Origin of the sequence: Aquamicrobium terrae, from assembly GCF_040545735.1 — a bacterium.
Classification (GTDB): Bacteria; Pseudomonadota; Alphaproteobacteria; order Rhizobiales; family Rhizobiaceae; genus Mesorhizobium; species Mesorhizobium terrae_A.
Map to the genome: position 1 here is coordinate 46,490 of NZ_JBEPML010000013.1, position 16,392 is coordinate 62,881.

21 protein-coding genes and 2 tRNA genes are annotated in these 16,392 nt (G+C 61.5%); 14 read left to right on the forward strand and 9 right to left on the reverse strand.

Annotation, left to right across the window (positions count from 1 at the left end; genetic code table 11):
• Positions 1 to 19: 19 nt before the first annotated feature.
• Positions 20 to 1,315, forward strand: a complete 1,296-nt coding sequence (locus ABID37_RS17605) for an NCS2 family permease (protein WP_354197136.1) — start codon at positions 20 to 22, stop codon at positions 1,313 to 1,315.
• Positions 1,316 to 1,420: 105 nt separating this feature from the next.
• Here the strand turns inward: ABID37_RS17605 and ABID37_RS17610 are convergent, their stop codons facing one another.
• The 7 genes from ABID37_RS17610 to ABID37_RS17640 all read right to left on the reverse strand — a co-directional run bounded on the left by ABID37_RS17610 (position 1,421) and on the right by ABID37_RS17640 (position 6,239).
• Positions 1,421 to 1,852 carry an NUDIX hydrolase gene (locus ABID37_RS17610; protein ID WP_354197138.1) on the reverse strand — a complete coding sequence of 144 codons (432 nt, stop codon included), beginning with the start codon at positions 1,850 to 1,852 and terminating at the stop codon, positions 1,421 to 1,423.
• Between the two features lies 1 nt (position 1,853).
• Positions 1,854 to 2,255: an arsenate-mycothiol transferase ArsC gene (locus ABID37_RS17615; RefSeq protein ID WP_354197140.1), complete on the reverse strand. Its 402-nt coding sequence runs from the start codon at positions 2,253 to 2,255 to the stop codon at positions 1,854 to 1,856.
• Between the two features lie 46 nt (positions 2,256 to 2,301).
• On the reverse strand, positions 2,302 to 2,787 hold the full coding sequence (locus tag ABID37_RS17620) for a UPF0262 family protein (RefSeq protein WP_354197142.1): 486 nt from the start codon (positions 2,785 to 2,787) through the stop codon (positions 2,302 to 2,304).
• 4 nt (positions 2,788 to 2,791) lie between these two features.
• A complete protein-coding gene (gene hisD / locus ABID37_RS17625; protein ID WP_354197144.1) occupies positions 2,792 to 4,084 on the reverse strand; it encodes a histidinol dehydrogenase in 1,293 nt (430 codons plus the stop codon).
• Positions 4,085 to 4,089: 5 nt separating this feature from the next.
• On the reverse strand, positions 4,090 to 4,524 hold the full coding sequence (locus ABID37_RS17630) for a DUF2948 family protein (protein ID WP_354197146.1): 435 nt from the start codon (positions 4,522 to 4,524) through the stop codon (positions 4,090 to 4,092).
• 91 nt (positions 4,525 to 4,615) lie between these two features.
• Positions 4,616 to 5,905, reverse strand: a complete 1,290-nt coding sequence (gene murA, locus ABID37_RS17635) for a UDP-N-acetylglucosamine 1-carboxyvinyltransferase (protein ID WP_354197148.1) — start codon at positions 5,903 to 5,905, stop codon at positions 4,616 to 4,618.
• Positions 5,906 to 6,062: 157 nt separating this feature from the next.
• On the reverse strand, positions 6,063 to 6,239 hold the full coding sequence (locus tag ABID37_RS17640; protein WP_354197150.1) for a hypothetical protein: 177 nt from the start codon (positions 6,237 to 6,239) through the stop codon (positions 6,063 to 6,065).
• A gap of 132 nt (positions 6,240 to 6,371) precedes the next feature.
• On the opposite strand from ABID37_RS17640, the gene ABID37_RS17645 reads away from it, so the two are divergent.
• The 9 genes from ABID37_RS17645 (at position 6,372) to ABID37_RS17685 (ending at position 13,057) form a co-directional block, all read left to right on the forward strand.
• Positions 6,372 to 6,446 (forward strand) — tRNA-Thr (locus ABID37_RS17645).
• Positions 6,447 to 6,823: 377 nt separating this feature from the next.
• Positions 6,824 to 8,197, forward strand: coding sequence for a tyrosine-type recombinase/integrase (locus ABID37_RS17650; protein ID WP_354197152.1), 1,374 nt, complete (start codon positions 6,824 to 6,826; stop codon positions 8,195 to 8,197).
• Between the two features lie 187 nt (positions 8,198 to 8,384).
• On the forward strand, positions 8,385 to 8,594 hold the full coding sequence (locus tag ABID37_RS17655; RefSeq protein ID WP_354197154.1) for a helix-turn-helix transcriptional regulator: 210 nt from the start codon (positions 8,385 to 8,387) through the stop codon (positions 8,592 to 8,594).
• Positions 8,595 to 8,746: 152 nt separating this feature from the next.
• Complete coding sequence (locus ABID37_RS17660; protein ID WP_354197156.1) at positions 8,747 to 10,186, forward strand: primase-helicase family protein; 1,440 nt, start codon at positions 8,747 to 8,749, stop codon at positions 10,184 to 10,186.
• 668 nt (positions 10,187 to 10,854) lie between these two features.
• Positions 10,855 to 11,598: a hypothetical protein gene (locus ABID37_RS17665; protein ID WP_354197158.1), complete on the forward strand. Its 744-nt coding sequence runs from the start codon at positions 10,855 to 10,857 to the stop codon at positions 11,596 to 11,598.
• Positions 11,595 to 11,834 carry a hypothetical protein gene (locus ABID37_RS17670; RefSeq protein ID WP_354197160.1) on the forward strand — a complete coding sequence of 80 codons (240 nt, stop codon included), beginning with the start codon at positions 11,595 to 11,597 and terminating at the stop codon, positions 11,832 to 11,834. Before ABID37_RS17665 ends, ABID37_RS17670 begins: the two co-directional genes overlap by 4 nt.
• The gene (locus ABID37_RS17675; RefSeq protein ID WP_354197162.1) at positions 11,831 to 12,247 is read left to right on the forward strand and encodes a hypothetical protein; all 417 of its coding nucleotides are present in this window, start codon (positions 11,831 to 11,833) and stop codon (positions 12,245 to 12,247) included. The genes ABID37_RS17670 and ABID37_RS17675 overlap by 4 nt, the downstream gene beginning before the upstream one ends.
• On the forward strand, positions 12,234 to 12,554 hold the full coding sequence (locus ABID37_RS17680; RefSeq protein WP_354197164.1) for a hypothetical protein: 321 nt from the start codon (positions 12,234 to 12,236) through the stop codon (positions 12,552 to 12,554). Before ABID37_RS17675 ends, ABID37_RS17680 begins: the two co-directional genes overlap by 14 nt.
• Positions 12,551 to 13,057 carry a hypothetical protein gene (locus ABID37_RS17685; RefSeq protein WP_354197166.1) on the forward strand — a complete coding sequence of 169 codons (507 nt, stop codon included), beginning with the start codon at positions 12,551 to 12,553 and terminating at the stop codon, positions 13,055 to 13,057. The genes ABID37_RS17680 and ABID37_RS17685 overlap by 4 nt, the downstream gene beginning before the upstream one ends.
• 59 nt (positions 13,058 to 13,116) lie before the next feature.
• On the opposite strand, the gene ABID37_RS17690 is transcribed toward ABID37_RS17685, so the two are convergent.
• Positions 13,117 to 13,206, reverse strand: a tRNA-Ser gene (locus ABID37_RS17690).
• Between the two features lie 224 nt (positions 13,207 to 13,430).
• Here ABID37_RS17690 and ABID37_RS17695 point away from each other — a divergent pair.
• The 4 genes from ABID37_RS17695 (at position 13,431) to ABID37_RS17710 (ending at position 15,411) form a co-directional block, all read left to right on the forward strand.
• Positions 13,431 to 13,574 carry a hypothetical protein gene (locus ABID37_RS17695; RefSeq protein WP_354197168.1) on the forward strand — a complete coding sequence of 48 codons (144 nt, stop codon included), beginning with the start codon at positions 13,431 to 13,433 and terminating at the stop codon, positions 13,572 to 13,574.
• A gap of 162 nt (positions 13,575 to 13,736) precedes the next feature.
• Entirely contained in the window at positions 13,737 to 14,336 is a 600-nt protein-coding gene (rplU, locus tag ABID37_RS17700; RefSeq protein ID WP_354197170.1) for a 50S ribosomal protein L21, read from the forward strand.
• A 90-nt stretch (positions 14,337 to 14,426) separates the two neighbouring features.
• Entirely contained in the window at positions 14,427 to 14,696 is a 270-nt protein-coding gene (gene rpmA / locus ABID37_RS17705; RefSeq protein ID WP_354197172.1) for a 50S ribosomal protein L27, read from the forward strand.
• Positions 14,697 to 14,817: 121 nt separating this feature from the next.
• Positions 14,818 to 15,411, forward strand: a complete 594-nt coding sequence (locus tag ABID37_RS17710; RefSeq protein ID WP_354197174.1) for a GNAT family N-acetyltransferase — start codon at positions 14,818 to 14,820, stop codon at positions 15,409 to 15,411.
• Between the two features lie 89 nt (positions 15,412 to 15,500).
• Here the strand turns inward: ABID37_RS17710 and ABID37_RS17715 are convergent, their stop codons facing one another.
• Positions 15,501 to 16,361 carry an endonuclease/exonuclease/phosphatase family protein gene (locus ABID37_RS17715; protein ID WP_354197176.1) on the reverse strand — a complete coding sequence of 287 codons (861 nt, stop codon included), beginning with the start codon at positions 16,359 to 16,361 and terminating at the stop codon, positions 15,501 to 15,503.
• Between the last annotated feature and the right edge of the window lie 31 nt (positions 16,362 to 16,392).

A 16,392-nucleotide genomic window follows, 5' to 3' on the forward strand; every position in this document is an offset into this window, starting at 1 on the left:
AGGAGAGGGAGGAGCACAAGTGCTCGAAGCATATTTCAAGATCAAGGAAGAGGGATCGTCGGTCCGCACCGAAATCATTGCGGGCATCACCACCTTCCTGACGATGTCCTACATCATTTTCGTCAATCCGGAGATCCTGTCGACGACCGGCATGGACCGCAACGCCGTGTTCGTGGCCACCTGCCTTGCCGCGGCGCTCGGCTCGGCGATCATGGCGTTCGTCGCGCGCTGGCCGATCGGCATGGCGCCGGGCATGGGCCTGAACGCCTTCTTCGCCTTCACCGTCGTCGGCGCCATGGGCTTCACCTGGCAGCAGGCGCTGGGCGCGGTGTTCATTTCCGGCGTGATCTTCCTGCTTTTGACGGTCACCGGCGTGCGCCGGTGGCTGGTGGCGGGCATCCCGCATTCCATGCGCAGCGCCATCGCGGCCGGTATCGGCCTGTTCCTGGCCATCATCGCGCTCAAGAGCTCGGAGATCGTGGTCGCCAATCCGGCCACCTTCGTCGGCCTCGGCGATCTCACCCAGACCGGTCCGCTGCTGGCGATCGGCGGCTTCTTCATCATCGCGGCGCTGGATGCGCTGAAGGTGCGCGGCGCCATCCTGATCGGCATCCTGATCATCACCGTGCTTTCGATGATGCTGGGCGTCAGCCAGTTCGGCGGCATCGTGTCCCTGCCGCCGTCGATCGCGCCCACTTTCATGCAGCTCGACGTGCTCGGCGCCCTGCATGCCGGTCTGGCGCATGTCATCCTGGTGTTCGTGCTGGTCGAGATCTTCGATGCGACGGGCACGCTGATCGGCGTCGCCAAGCGCGCCGGCCTGATGCCCGAGGGCAAGCCCAACCGTCTCGGCCGCGCGCTGATGGCCGACAGCACCGCCATCCTGGCCGGTTCGGTGCTGGGAACCTCCAGCACCACCGCCTATGTCGAGAGCGCCTCGGGCGTGCAGGCCGGCGGCCGCACCGGCCTGACCGCGCTGGTCGTCGCCCTGCTGTTCCTCGCCGCGCTGTTCTTCTCGCCGCTGGCCGGCGCAGTTCCGGTCTATGCCACGGCCCCGGCGCTGCTCTATGTCGCCTGCCTGATGATGCGCGAACTGCTCGACGTCGAATGGGACGAAATCACCGAGGCCGCTCCGGCCGCGCTGACGGCGCTGATCATGCCGTTCACCTATTCGATCGCCAACGGTCTGGCCTTCGGCTTCATCTCCTATGCGGTGCTCAAGACGCTGACCGGACGCTACAAGGACGTCCATCTGGCCACCTGGCTGGTGGCGGCCCTGTTCATCATCCGCTTCGTGATGGTGGGCGGCGAATAGTCCCGTCCTGGCGAATCGACCGGACACCGCCCGCAACACTCTGTTGCGGGCGTTTTTCTTTGGGCCGATCCGCATGGGCGGAAGCGTAGGGTGAGGGGGCCGGATTTATCCGGCCGCGTGCCGCTCCAGCCTTGCCCGGATGAGCGGCAGGATCAGGTCGCGCGACAGGGGCGCCAGCTCCAGGTCAGGCGGGTCGAACGGATCGAGCCAGCACAGTTGCGCGATCTCCGCCTGTGCCTCCACCGGCGCGTCGATCTCCACCAGGAAGGTTTGCGCCTCGACCTTGCGTCCCGCCTCGTTCGCGGCTGGGGCCGAGAAGCAGCCGAGATATTCGGCGCTGCCCGCATCGATCGTCAGGCCGAGCTCTTCCTCAAGCTCGCGGCGCAGGGCGGCCAGCGGCGCCTCGCCCGCGTCGATCTTGCCGCCGGGCTGCATGAAGGAAGAAGTGCCGCGCTTGCGCACCAGCAGCGTCCTGCGATCCGGACCGATCAGGGCAGCCGCGGCGATGCGGATGGTGTCGGCAAGGAGGTGGGTCACGTCAGGCAGGCTCCACGAAGCGTTTGGCGATTCGCTCCTTCAGATGTTCGCGCACATCGCGATAGGCCGCCAGCCGCTGCTCGCGGGTTCCGGTGATCGAGGTCGGGTCGAAGGTCGGCCAGTATTCCACATCCACCGCCATGGTGCGGGTGAGCTCCATCGCCATATGGTGGGCCTGCGGCGACAGGGTGACGATGAGGTCGAAGAAGGCGTCCTCGACCTCGTCCATCGCACGCGGCTCGCGCTCGCCCAGCGACAGGCCCTCTTCTTCGAGAACCGCATCGACGAAGGGATCGCGCTCGCCGGCATGGACGCCGGCCGAGGCCACGAAGATGTCGGACGGCAGCATGCGGCGCGCCAGCATTTCCGCCATGGGGGAGCGCACGGCGTTCATCCCGCACATGAACAGGATCGAGCGGGGTTTGGAGGGGGAGGGCACCTCGCTCAGGTCAGCCTCGCCAGTGCAGCACGCACACGAGGGTGAACAGCCGCCGTGCGGTGTCGAAATCGACGTCGATCTTGCCGGCCAGCCGGTCCTTCAGCGTTTGCGAGCCTTCGTTGTGCAGGCCGCGCCGGCCCATGTCGATGGCTTCGATGTGGCTGGGCGACGCCGAGCGGATGGCGTCGTAATAGCTTTCGCAGATCATGTAGTAATCCTTGACGATGCGCCGGAACGGCGTCAGCGACAGGATATGGGTGACGACGTCCGAGCCGTCCTCGCGGGTGATGGCGAACACCAGGCGCGAATCGACCAGCGACAGCTTCAGCTTGTAGGGCCCCGGCGTGCTGTCGTTGACCGGCCGGAAGCTGTTTTCCTCGATCAGGTCGAAGATCGCCACGGCGCGTTCGTGCTCGACGTCCGGCGTCGAACGGCCGATCGTCTCGTCGAGCTCGACGTCGATCAGCCTGTCGCGCTGGGGGTCGAAGTCCGCCATACCGCTACATGTTCAATCGGATGGCGACAGAGCGGGCATGCGCGTCGAGGCCTTCCGCCGTGGCCAGGGCGATGGCGGCGGGCCCCAGCGCGCGCAACTGCTCCGCGCCGAGCTTGAGGATCGAGGTGCGCTTGACGAAGTCGAGCACCGACAGGCCGGAGGAGAAACGGGCCGAGCGCGCGGTGGGCAGCACATGGTTCGAGCCGCCGACATAGTCGCCGATCACCTCCGGCGTATGGCGGCCGATGAACACGGCGCCGGCATTGCGAATCCGTCCGAGCAGGCTTTCCGCGTCGTCGACGGCCAGCTCCAGATGCTCGGCCGCGATGCGGTCGATCAGCGGGATCGCAGCCTCGAAGTCCTCGACGAGGATGACGGCGCCGAAATCGCGCCAGCTCTGCGCGGCGGTCGCGGACCGCGAAAGGCTGCGCAACTGGCGCTCGACCGTCTCCTCGACGGCCTTGCCGAAGCCGGCATCGTCGGTGATCAGGATCGACTGGGCCGACGCGTCATGCTCGGCCTGCGCCAGCAGGTCGGCCGCGACCCAGTCGGGGTCGTTGGAGGCGTCGGCCACCACCAGCACTTCCGAGGGGCCGGCGATCATGTCGATGCCGACGGTGCCGAACACCTGCCGCTTGGCGGCCGCCACATAGGCGTTGCCGGGGCCGACGATCTTGGCGACCGGACGGACGGTCTCTGTGCCATGGGCCAGCGCCGCGACGGCCTGCGCCCCGCCGATGCGGTAGATTTCGGTAATGCCGGCGAGATCGGCCGCCACCAGGACCAGCGGGTTGATGGTGCCACCGGACGCCGGCACCACCATGACGATGCGCTCCACCCCCGCCACGACGGCGGGCATGGCGTTCATCAGCACCGAACTCGGATAGCTGGCGGTGCCGCCCGGCACATAGAGGCCGACCGATTCGACCGCCGTCCAGCGCGAGCCGAGCTCGACGCCGAGCGGGTCGGTGTAGCGGTCGTCCTGCGGCATCTGGCGCTGGTGATGCGAGCGGATGCGATCGCGCGCCAGCTTCAGCGCCTCGATGGTCTTCGGGTCGGCCTTGCCGTAGGCCGCCTCGATATCGGCGCGGGAAACGGCGATGCCCAGCGTCGCCAGATCGGCGCGGTCGAAGCGCAGCGTATAATCGAGGAGGGCGGCATCGCCTTCGGCTCGCACGCGGGCGATGATGTCGCGCACCACGGCATCGACATCCGCCGACACCTCGCGCTTGGTGGACAGGAAGGCGGCGAAACGCCGCTCGAAATCCATGTCCGATTGTCTCAGCGTAAGGGCCATGCGGGTCAGATCCTGTGGGCGGGGCGCGACGAGGCCTGCCAGGCGCCGCCGGTGTCGGCGAGGCGGGCTTCCACGCATTCGACGTCGAGCATGATGGCGCCGCCGCCGGCGAAGACGAGCTCGACGATGCCGGCCGGCTTGCTCGTGGGCACGAAGGAGACTGCGAGCAGCGACAGCACCTCTTCGGGCTTGTCGCGGGCGATGCCGGCGGCCTTGGCGCCGAGCACCCGGTCGAAATGCAGCACGCTTTGCCGGCGCTCGTTGTTCCTGCGCAGGAAACCGGGCTTCCTTTCCCAGGCGAAACGGTTCATCGGCAGGACGAAGCGGCGGACGGACGGCAGATATTGCAGGTCGCGCACCTTCATCACCGCGTCCTGCACATGCGCCGAAATGACGTTGAGGTCCTGCTCGTCGAGCGCGATCAGCTTGAGTTGATCCATGCCGGTTTCGCACCTGCGAAGGGTTGTCGTGGATCCTTGTGTTAGGCTGTCTTGCGAGCCTGTGCAACCGCGATGCGGACCGGAGCCTGCATCAGCCGGTGATGCGTTCTATGGTCGCGCCGCAGCCGGAGAGCTTTTCCTCCAGCCGCTCGAAGCCGCGGTCGAGATGGTAGACGCGGTTGACGACGGTTTCGCCCTCGGCGGCCAGTCCGGCGATGACCAGCGACACCGAGGCGCGCAGGTCCGTGGCCATGACCGGCGCACCTTTCAGCTTCGCCACGCCGTCGACGATGGCGGTCTGGCCGGACAGGGTGATGTGGGCGCCGAGCCGGGCCAGTTCCTGCACATGCATGAAGCGGTTCTCGAAGATCGTCTCAGTGATGTGCGAGCGGCCCTTGGCCATGGTCATCAGGCCCATGAACTGCGCCTGCAGATCGGTCGGGAAGCCGGGGAAGGGCTCGGTGGTGATGTCCACCGGCTCGATGCCGGCGCCGTTGCGGTAGACGCGGATACCTTCGTTGGTGGTGGTGATCTCGGCGCCGGTGCGGGCGATGGTGTCGAGCGCGGTTTCCAGCAGGTCCGGGCGCGCGCCCTCCAGAAGCACGTCGCCGCCGGTCATGGCCACGGCCATGGCATAGGTGCCGGTCTCGATGCGGTCGGGGATGACGCGCACGCTGGCGCCGTGCAGCTCATCCACACCCTCGATGGTGATGGTTTCGGTGCCGGCGCCGGAAATCCGCGCGCCCATGGCATTGAGGCATTCGGCGAGGTTGACGACTTCCGGCTCGCGGGCGGCATTTTCCAGAACGGTCTCGCCGCGGGCGAGGGAGGCGGCCATCATCAGCACATGGGTGGCGCCGACCGAGACCTTGGGGAAGCGGTAGCGGTTGCCGCGCAGGCCCTTCGCCGTCCTGGCCAGCACGTAGCCGCTCTCGACGTCGATGTCGGCGCCGAGCGCCTGCAGGCCGTCGATGAACAGGTCGACCGGCCGGGTGCCGATGGCGCAGCCGCCCGGCAGCGAGACCCTGGCCTCGCCCATGCGGGCCAGCAGCGGGCCGACGACCCAGAACGAGGCGCGCATCTTCGACACCAGCTCATAGGGGGCGGTGGTGTCGACGATGCTGGCGGCGGTGAAGTTGACGGTGCGCGAATAGCCTTCGGTCTGGCTGTGGCGGCGGCCGTTGACCGAATAGTCGACGCCGTGATTGCCGAGGATGCGGATGAGCTGCTCGACATCGGCCAGATGCGGCACGTTCTCCAGCGTCAGCGTCTCGCGCGTCAGCAGCGAGGCGATCATCAGGGGCAGGGCGGCGTTCTTGGCGCCGGAAATCGGAATGTTGCCTGAGAGCCGGTTGCCCCCGACGATCCTGATGCGGTCCATGAACATGCCTCTCCCCGGCGATGGCCGGTCTGGGATGTGCCGCGCCGTGCTTCGGTCGGTGGGCGGGCTTCAATCGGTTGAAGCGGTCCGTCTACCCCATAGGCGGCCGCCGTTCAAGAAAATGCGCGGGCGCCCGCCCGCGGAAAGTCGTGCCGGGTCAGCCCTCCGGCTTGGCTTGCGCGGCCTCGATGCCTTGCGGGCGCTGGTCGGCGTCGCCGGCACGGCGCGCCCGGGTCTGGGCCTTGCGCTTTGCGAGATTGGTCCGCAGCGCCTCGGCCAGACGCGCCTTGCGCGCGTCTTCCCCCTTGGCGGCGGTTCCTTTCCGGTCCTTCATGCGTGCGTCCCCGACGGCTGGATGCAGCCCCATGAATATGGCAAGGGCATGTCCGAAACAACGTCTTTCAACAGGGTGTTTATGGCCTTGCACTCGGCCAAACGATGTGGCAGAAGTCCGCCGCATCCGGTCGCTGCCGTAGCTCAGTGGTAGAGCACTCCCTTGGTAAGGGAGAGGTCGAGAGTTCAATCCTCTCTGGCAGCACCATTTCCTTCCCAAACAGTCCGAAGAACGGCGATTTCGATATCGCCGGCAATTGCGTTGAACGCAAACTCAGCGGCAAAGTCCCTGTGCGATAACGTCTCTGCCGATCTTCATCTTGGCTGGGTGCGAGACGGAGCCGGCAGGAAATCGCGGCCCTGATGATATGGTCGGCGGATGTGGGTCGGCTTTGCATCGAAGTGCACAAAGACATTGTGCCATCGCGCAGGGGTTGCCGCAAAAACTTCGGATGTCGGGATTTTATGGCGGAGAAGGAGTCCAATGGTGGGGCTAGTCGTGACTAGTCGCTAGTAGCCAACATGTTGATATTTAAGGATTTTGCCTAACCATGAATAGGCAAAATATCTGCGAGGGGCTTCAAAGTGGTTGGTCACGACACGCCAACCAACCGCAAAGGTCGCTCCGCAATGGCAACGAAAATCGACAGTTTGAACAAGGAACTTCGCGCTCGCATCCGGGCCGGAAAGCCCAATCTATGGAGCCACGGAAACGGCTTGTGTTTCGCGCTGGCAAAGACCGGACGGGCGGATTGGTGTTTCCGCTTCACGGTCGGCGGCAAGCGCCGGGTGATGACGCTGCAATCGCATTCGGACCCGATCAGCGATGCAGATTATAAAAAGCTGGAACTCCGCGCCATTGAATTGCGCGATCTGGTCAAAAGTGGCGTCGATCCGCTCGCGCAACGCAAGGTCAACGGCGCGGCACCGACAAGCGGAGGCGAGACGTTCCGTGAAGTGGCGGAAGCGTACATTGCAACGCAACGTGGCGGCTGGAAAAATGGAAAACATGCGGACCAGTGGCAAAGCACCCTGAAAGAATTTGTCTTTCCGCACATCGGCAACATGCGCCCGCATGAAATCGGAATTGAGGACGTGTTGCGCGTGTTGCAGCAATCGCACCGGAAACGGAATAGCAAAAAAGCGCTGCCGCTATGGGAAAGCGTACCAGAAACGGCAAGCCGCGTCCGCATGCGCATTGAGAAAATTATCAGCGCTGCGAAATCGAAAGGTGTTGGAAGTGCCGACCGTGATATTCGTGCGCTGTGGTCCGGTCACATAAATCCGGCGAAATGGTCCGATGGTCTGGAACATTGGCTTGTGAAAGACAAAACGGCTTCGGACCACTTTGCCGCCATTCCATATCGGGACGTGCCGGAAATTGTGCAGGAATTGCTAGGCAAACGCGATTTCAGTTCGCGAGCGCTCGCCTTCACAATCCTAACTGCCGTCCGAACCAACGAATGCTTGAAAGCGGAATGGTCGGAAATTGATCTGGAAAATGCCGTTTGGACAATTCCAGCCGAACGCATGAAGGCAGGGAGGCAACACCGCGTGCCATTGTCCAGTGCAGCGGTTGAATTGCTGCGGAAACAACCGCGCTTTCAAGGCAACAAATATGTATTCCCCGGCGCGAAACGCGGCAAACCATTGTCGAATATGAGCATGTTGCAAGTCATACGCGGAATGAAAGGTCATGGCTGGACTGTTCACGGTTTCCGGTCATCGTTCCGCGACTGGATCACAGACACTACGCTGCATTCATCGGAAATTGCCGAAGCATCGCTTGCACATGCAATCGGAGATAAAACAGAAGCAGCATATCGACGCGGTGAAGCATTTGAACGGCGCGCAATTCTCATGCAACATTGGTGCGATTATCTGACAATGAAAGAGAAAGAATATGAAAATAAGTGGAAACAATATATCGCGGTAATTAACATAGATATGGCAGCTTGATTGAGGCCCGCTTCGGCGGGCTTTTTCGTTATGAGTAGGCTTGACTAGCCAGCGGCCCTTGTGATTACTTTGTGTCGCCGTCGATGTTCGATGGCGCAATGGTCGGACGACCTAAGCCGCTTGGACCGGCGCTCGCGAGCGGATGCCCGCAATCCCTGAAAACCAGCGATTTCCGCGAGGCATCATCATGTCCGACAACACGCTTATCACGCGCGACCAGCTTTGCCAGCTTCTCAATATCAGCGATACGACCCGCCAGCGGCTGGAAAAGTCTGACCCGACTTTCCCGCCCAAAATCCACGTCTCCATGCGCCGTGTCGGTTATCTCCGCGCCGATGCTCATGCGTGGCTAATTCGCCAGCGCGAAGCGGCGTCAAAGCACCGATTTGCGGCCTAATCGTTAGCCGCATCGGTTAGTTTCCAGCCGTCGCAATCTCTGCCGCCAATCATTTCAATTTCTTATTCGTGAAACTGCGGAGGACGGTTCCTCCGCTAAAGAAAAGCCCGGCACGTCGATACGGACGCAACCGGGCTGGAAAGTGCAGTTGAATGACCAGCATGGTACCCTTTCTATCTACAACCGACAATCTGCCCGGTTTCCTGCGCATCCTGCGCGCCGCCGCGTTCGCCAGCATATACGATGGCCCGCCGCCGAAACTTGATTGCAGCGGGTCAATCCTTAGCGAAATCGAATGCCGACAATGGTTCGCGGGATGCACGCTGATCGGGCCGGAAAACCGGATCATAGGGCCGCGAGGTATCAGTTATAGGCCGGAAGCCTTCAACGCAGCGTATGGCGGCAAGCAGTTTGTCAACACGCCAGACGGCAAGACCACAAATCGGGCGTGGGAGGCGGCGACCAACTCGATGCTGTGGACGGTTCCCAAGGTGGACGGGACGCGGTTCCTGCCGGGACGGCCAACGGGAGAAATTAGCACCGACGCGCTGGGCCGCAGCTACGTCAACACGTATGTTCCAGCGAGCATCGAAACCATCCACGGCGACGTAACGCCGTTTCTGCGGCATCTGGAATTGCTTCTACCCGATCAGAACGACAGGCGCGTGTTTATCGAGTATCTGGCGCACAACGTCAAATATCCCGGTTACAAAATCCCATGGGCTCCGCTCATTCAATCGACCGAAGGCGTGGGAAAAAATGCAATCAAGCAAGTCATGCGATACGCTATTGGTTCACACTATTTTTATGAACCTAAAGCGCGCCAACTCAATGAAAGCGGAAGTAAATTCAATGCATGGATGGAAGGACGTCTGTTTTTCCTTGTCGATGAAATTAAGACCGATGAAAAACGTGACATGGTGGAAACGCTAAAACCTTTCGTTACGGAAACTCAATTGGAAATCGAAGGGAAAGGCGTAAACCAGCGTATGGGCGACACGCCGGGGAACTGGTTGTTTTTCTCAAATCATCGTGACGCTATTCCAATTCATCGCAATGGACGGCGGTTCGCAATTTTCTACTCGGCAATTCAGTCCGCCGCCGATCTGGCAGCGCGGGGCATGGACGACGCATATTTCGCCCGCTTGTATGGCTGGCTTGGTGACCACCAGAACGGCGGGCATTTATACGGGCTGAAAGCTGTGGCTGGCTGGTTGATGGCCTATCCGGTTGAGCGTGGTGCAATAGCCCAGCGCGCGCCGCTCACATCGTCAACGGAAGCGGCGTTGATCGAGAGCCGTGGGTGGCTGGCGCAACTCATCATGGAAGCCGTGGACGGTGAGGCCAATGGTTTCCGGGGCGGCTGGATTAGCACGTCGGCAGTCCAGCGCCTTCTAGCCGGACAGCGCAAGGCAGTAGCGAGCCGGTCGCTTGGGCAGGCGCTAGAAGAATTGGAGTATCATCGGATCGGGCAAGCCGGACGCGGGTATATGCAGGACGATCCAGCGAACCCCACAAAGCGGCCATGGCTTTGGAGCCTGTCGCCTAACGCCAGTCTGGCCGATTATGGACGGGCGCAAGGATACGAATAGCAGATCGTTAATTTGCTGCAATTTGCTAAGGAGCCCGTTAAATTAATTAACGGGCCTCATTTTGGCATTAATTAATTTAATCGGCCGACTTTTCATCAGGACGCGATTAAAGCGGCCATCAAAGCGGGATTAAAGCGGCTACTAACATACTGATTTTGTTATTCTTTTTTATGGCCGCTTTAATCGCTTTGATTTTCCCCACTATCCCCCCCTATAGGGATACATAATATATTTTTTTCCTTTGAATGTAGAAACATTAAAGCGATTAAAGCGGAAGTAGCTCAAAGCATTGAAAAATAAGGACTAATGGCCGCTTTAAAGTCGTCCGATTGAAAAGCGATTAAAGCGATCAAAGCGGCGTGCGACTAATTGCGGCGGAGGCTCCGTCCTAAAGCCCGGTCCGAATTTGTTTTCGATTTCAATTGCTTTTGGATTGCGAACTCAATTGCTAATCAAATTTACTCACCATTGTTGCGAGTTTCCGATTGAGTTTCGTTTGAAATTTCCGATAGGGTTTCCGATACGGTTTCAAATATAAACTAAGCAACTGATAATAAATATATATTCCATCTTCGTTAAACAAAACGCTAACACTGTCAATACTTGTTGACTTCATTATCTTCGATGGTGATGCTTTCTGACGAGCAAACAGAAGGACGACATCACCTATGCGAACCCGAAAAGAACTTACGCCACGCGGCACGATCTATGGTGTGGAGGATGTGATTGCTTTCGTGCGGGACGATCTGCGAAACGGCGAGACTGCAAAGCCTGTTGCCGCCCTAGAGACGGGGCTTAGCGCTACCATCGCAGGTATCGCCAGCAACACCGCCGTCTACCAGCCCGAAGCCCTCCCCGAAGCAAACGGCACTGTGGTCACCAACCACCTCAAAGCGCCATTCCGCAGCGCCCATAAGCCGCTGCTGGCCGAAGCACGTACAGTTGCGGAAGCCGACGCAAAGGCGCGCCAGCCCGGCCCATTGTCGGACGCGGCCTTTGAAAGCCGATTTGTGCAGGGAATTGCCGTGCTGGACGGGCCAAAGCGCATAGCCGCCGTCCAGAACCTCACATTTGAGCAATCCAGTGCCCTTGTTCGCCACGGCGATATTGCCCGGCTTGATTTGCCCCATCGCATCATCGCGGATGTGTGGGAGCGGCACATGTTGCTTGGCTATTTGGCTCGGACTGGCTCGCAGGCTGACTACGGCGCTAAGCCGAGCTTCGATAATCCGCTTGCCGTTGGTGCCGATCAGGACGCGGCGATGGCCGCTGTTCGACCGCAGCTTGCCGCATTTCGTGCCAAAGCGGAGCGGGTGAAGCTTGCCGGGGAATTGCTGCAAGGCGTCGTCCGGCTGGCCGCTGCCGCCACTGGCAAGAGTGTGGACGCGATATGGGCGGAGTGGACGGCATGAACCTGCCGGTGATGACAGGACCGCAATTGCCTGCGGTCCTCCGTCTGCCTGCCGCCGCAACCATATCAAGCGGACGGCTGATGGCAATTACAGGGTGGAGCCGCCAACGGCTTCACAATTATCGCGAGCGGCACGGATTTCCGCGCGCGGAATTGATCGACGGCGCGTCCAAGATGTGGACGCGAACGGTGGCCGCTTGGTTTGCGCAAAACGGTACAATTGTGGAATGGCTATGAGCGCGCAAATTTCCCCTATCTTTAGCGAACCGAAACGCGACGAGCATGGCCGTTTCCTGCCCGGTCACGGCGGGCGACCTCCCAATTCCCGAAACCGCGTTTCTAGCGAAGCGTTGGCAGCCGTTAAAAGCATGAAGGACGAAGCAATTGAACGGCTTCGCCAACGCTTGGAAAATAACGATTGGGCCGCGCTACAATTCGTCTTGGAACGTGTCCTGCCGAAAGGACGTGTTCTGGAAATCGACGCAACATCGCCCGCCGCGATTATTGAAGCCCTATCGTCCGGGACGATGACGACCTATGAAGCCGCCAACTTGGCAAAGGTGCTTCAACACTTAGCGACAATCGAAGAAACAACCGAATTGCGGAAGCGCATCGAGCATCTAGAGCGTGTCGCCAATGAAAAGAAATGATCTTTGGCAACGGCTGGACGCGCTAGAGGAACGGCTAATCAGCCCGCTTGAACGTCGCATCGAAGCGCTAAATCCGGCTGACCGTGCAATTTACGACGCATGGAAACGCGAACGCATTGTGTGGAGCCGCCAATTCGCACCGGGTGAGCAGTTCGCCGCCTATCTGGATGATGAACGCGGCGGGCCGCAACTCGCAAGACATGTGGAGCGGCAATTATTCCCCGGCTCACAGATAATTACCTCAAACGACAATGTTGCAGACGCCGCCGAAAAGTGGCGGCGCGCGTTGGAAGGTGCAGAACGATGAAAGTGCAAATACTCACCATCGAAAATCCTGAGCCCATAGCATTTTTCTTTGCAGGCGGACGGCTGCACGATTACAGCACCCGCGACCGCTATTTGCGTACAGGACGGGGCGACACATGGGCGCGAGTAGCGCAGCATGGCTCCAACTATCATCGGCTTGGTTTCGATGACGGCTTGATATTCGGAATGCATGAAGACGCGGGTGATGGACGACTACTGATCAGCGGCCACACTCTTTGGCGGCTGATCTTCGCCAACGCCACGCAGCGTGAAGGGCTCGACGCTTCATCCGAAACGGTCAGCAAATTGTTCACTGGCGATGATCGGACGCGGGCTGAAAAGTGGATTGATGAAGTGTACCCCCGGCTTCTATGGCCGAACCGTCTCCCACCTGCCGACGCCGAAACCCAACGCATCTTGGACGGGGAATTGCGACTACGATCTTCGGACTGGGCGGAAGTCAGAAAACTGGCTGCACCGGAAAGTGGTTATCAGCTTGATTAGCAGGCCGCTAACCGCCTAGCCGCAAACACTTTGAAAATAATGGATTTTTCGGTTGACAATGGCGGAGAAGGAGGGATTCGAACCCCCGATACCCTTGCGAGTATGCCGCATTTCGAGTGCGGTGCATTCAACCACTCTGCCACTTCTCCGCAACTGTGGTCGGCCGGTGCCGGCGGCGCACTAGATAACGGCAGTCGCGCTCCGATACAAGGCCAAATAAAGCCTCGGCGCCAAGGTTTCTCCTCCTTCCATGCCGATACCCGGATTTGTCCCGCAACGGGCGAGAGGGGCAGGGCTGGGATGGACGCGCAGTCTCGCAGGTGCGGCGCGTTTTGGGGACATATATAAAGAGAGGCGCGCCTGGGAAGGGGAAATGCGCTCCCGGCGCGGCGGGCGATGCCGCCGGATCGGCAATGGCCGGGTCGACAAGGGACGGGTCGACAAGGGACCGGGCCGAGACAGCGACGCCGGCCGGCAAGCCGATGTTTTCCTTGACTTCATCTCGACCATCGGCTAGGGACGGCGCGCAATCGGCGTGGGCTCGACCCGCGCCGCTTGTTTTATTGAACCCGCAGACTGACAAAAAGACGGCCGATCCGCCGGTTCCGGCATGCAGCGTCCGAAAGGACGAGCCGGGACTACAGGGTCACAAGGCCGACCGAACAGCGAAAGGCAAAAAATGTTCGCAGTCATCAAAACGGGCGGCAAGCAGTATCGCGTGGCCGCCAACGACGTGCTGAAGATCGAGAAGGTTTCGGGCGAGGTCGGCGACATCGTCGAGATCGGCCAGGTGCTGGCACATGGCGAAGGCGACAATGTCGTCATCGGCGCGCCGCTCGTGGAAGGCGCCACTGTCGCCGCCGAGATCGTGGAGCAGGGCAAGGCCCGCACCGTCATCGCGTTCAAGAAGCGCCGCCGCCAGAATTCGCGCCGCAAGATCGGCCATCGCCAGCTTCTCACCACGGTGCGGATCTCCGAGATCCTGACCGGTGGCGCCAAGCCGTCGAAGAAGGCCGCTGCCAAGGCCGAGGCGAAGGCCGAAGACAAGGCCGCCGCACCGCTGTTCAAGGCGCCCAAGGGCGAGCCGGACGACCTGACCGCCATCAAGGGCATCGGCCCGGTGGCTGCCGAGCAGCTCAAGGAGCAGGGCATCACCACCTTCGCCCAGATCGCCAAGCTGTCCGACGCCGACGTCGAGAAGATCGACGGGGCCATGCCGTTCAGCGCCGACCAGATCAAGGACTGGCGCGAACAGGCCAAGGACCTGGCGAAGAAGTAACGGACTTTCCGTCCGGATCGGACTTGAAACGGACGCCCTGCGCGTCCATAAGGATTGCAAGCGCCTGAAACGGCGCAAAGGAGCATCAAGATGGCACACAAGAAAGCTGGCGGTTCGTCGCGCAACGGTCGCGACTCGGAGTCGAAGCGCCTTGGCGTGAAGAAGTTCGGCGGGGAATCGGTGATTCCCGGCAACATCATTATTCGTCAACGCGGCACCCAGTGGCATCCCGGCACCAATGTCGGCATGGGCAAGGATCATACCCTTTTCGCTCTTGAAGCAGGTGCCGTGTCGTTTGCGAAGAAAGCCAACGGCCGAACCTACGTGTCGGTAAACCCGATGCCGAAGGCCGCGGAGTAGCCGGTTTCCGCACTACAACACCGGCGCCCCATCTCGGGAACCGGTGTCTGGCCAGACCAGAAAAGGATCAGGGGAGATGGGTCGCCATCTCCCCTTTTTCTTTGCCTGGAGGGACTGAGCCATGGTCGTCGAGAAGGAAGACTTCGAAGATTACTACGATTTGAGAATAGACTGCCCGGTGCTGGTCACCGAGCGGCTGGTGCTGCGCGCGCCGCATGAGGAGGACGTGGAGGACCTTGTCGCCCTGGCCGACAACCGCCGCGTCGCCGAGATGCTCGGCCGCATGCCGCATCCCTATGGCGAGACGGAAGCGCGCGCCTTCGTCGCCAACAGCAAGCTCACCGGCCTGGGCGGCGGCGTCTATGCGCTGACGCTTGCCGACAACGGCGCGCTGGTCGGCTGCGCCGGCCTGACCCGCAACGAGCGCGGGCTGGAACTCGGCTACTGGGTCGGCGAGCCCTTCTGGGGGAAGGGATACGCCACCGAAGCGGCGCATGCGCTGGTCGATCTCGCCTTCCGGGCGACCGACATCAACGCGCTGCACGCCTCCTGCCGGGTCATCAATCCGGCCTCGCGGCGCGTCATCCACAAGTGCGGCTTCCAGTATGCGGGGCAGGGCATGCTGAACTCGCTCGTTGCCGGCAAGGTGCCGATCGAGCGCTACCGCCTCGACCGGCGCACCTGGTCCAGCCTGCGCTCCTGGGCGCGCAGTTGATGTCACATCGACATGACGCCGATGGCTTGTCTCTTGGCTTGAGCATCGGATTATTCCGAAAAGCGGATCCCACTTTTCGGTCCGATGCTCTATTCGATCACCGTCCACACCGGCTGGTGGTCGGAGCCGTCGGCGTCGTTGTCGATCCAGCAGTCCCGGACGCGGCCGGCAAGGCCCGCCGTGACGAAGCAGTAGTCGAGCCGCGAATGCTTGCCGGCGCCCGAAAGATCGGTCCAGCTCACGCTTCCCTCCGGGGCGGGACCGGCAAGGCGCGAGGCATCGACCGGGTGATGGGCGACGATACGGCGGCCGAACAGCGTGTCGGGCGCGCCGGTCATCTCGGCATATTCGGGCTCGTCCGGGCGCATGTTGAAATCGCCCATGAGCACGAAGTCGTCGGGGCAGGGCGGTTCGGGAAAGCCGTATTCGCCGGCGCCGGTGATGGCGCCGCCTTCCATCGGATAGGCATAGGCGCGGTCCTTCAGGTGGCGGATCTGCATGATCCGCTCCTCGGCGCTGACGTGGTCGAGATGGATGCTGTAGATGCGCAAGGGGCCGAGCGGCGTGACGATCAGCCCTTCCAGGGCGGCGCGCTGCAGATTGGCCTTGTCGTAGGTGCGGCTGCGCGGCAGGAACAGGTTGCGGCAGGAGACGATCGGCCAGCGCGACAGAAGCATGTTGCCGAACTGGAACCGCATTGCCGGTTTCGGCGGGTTCGGCACCAGCGCGCCGAAGTCGATGTCCATCGCCGCGCCATAGACATGGTGATGGTCGGGCAACAGCGCGGTGAGCCCGGCCACCATGTCGATGCCGCCATTGGTCGGATAGTTGCGGGTGACCTCCTGCAGGGCGATGATGTCGGCCCCGGCAACGCTTTCTGCGATGCGCTCCAGCCCCACCTTGCCGTCGCGTCCGACGCCGAACTGCACGTTGTAGGTCACCAGCTTCATTCAATTCCCCCTTGCCGTACGCAGGAATCGG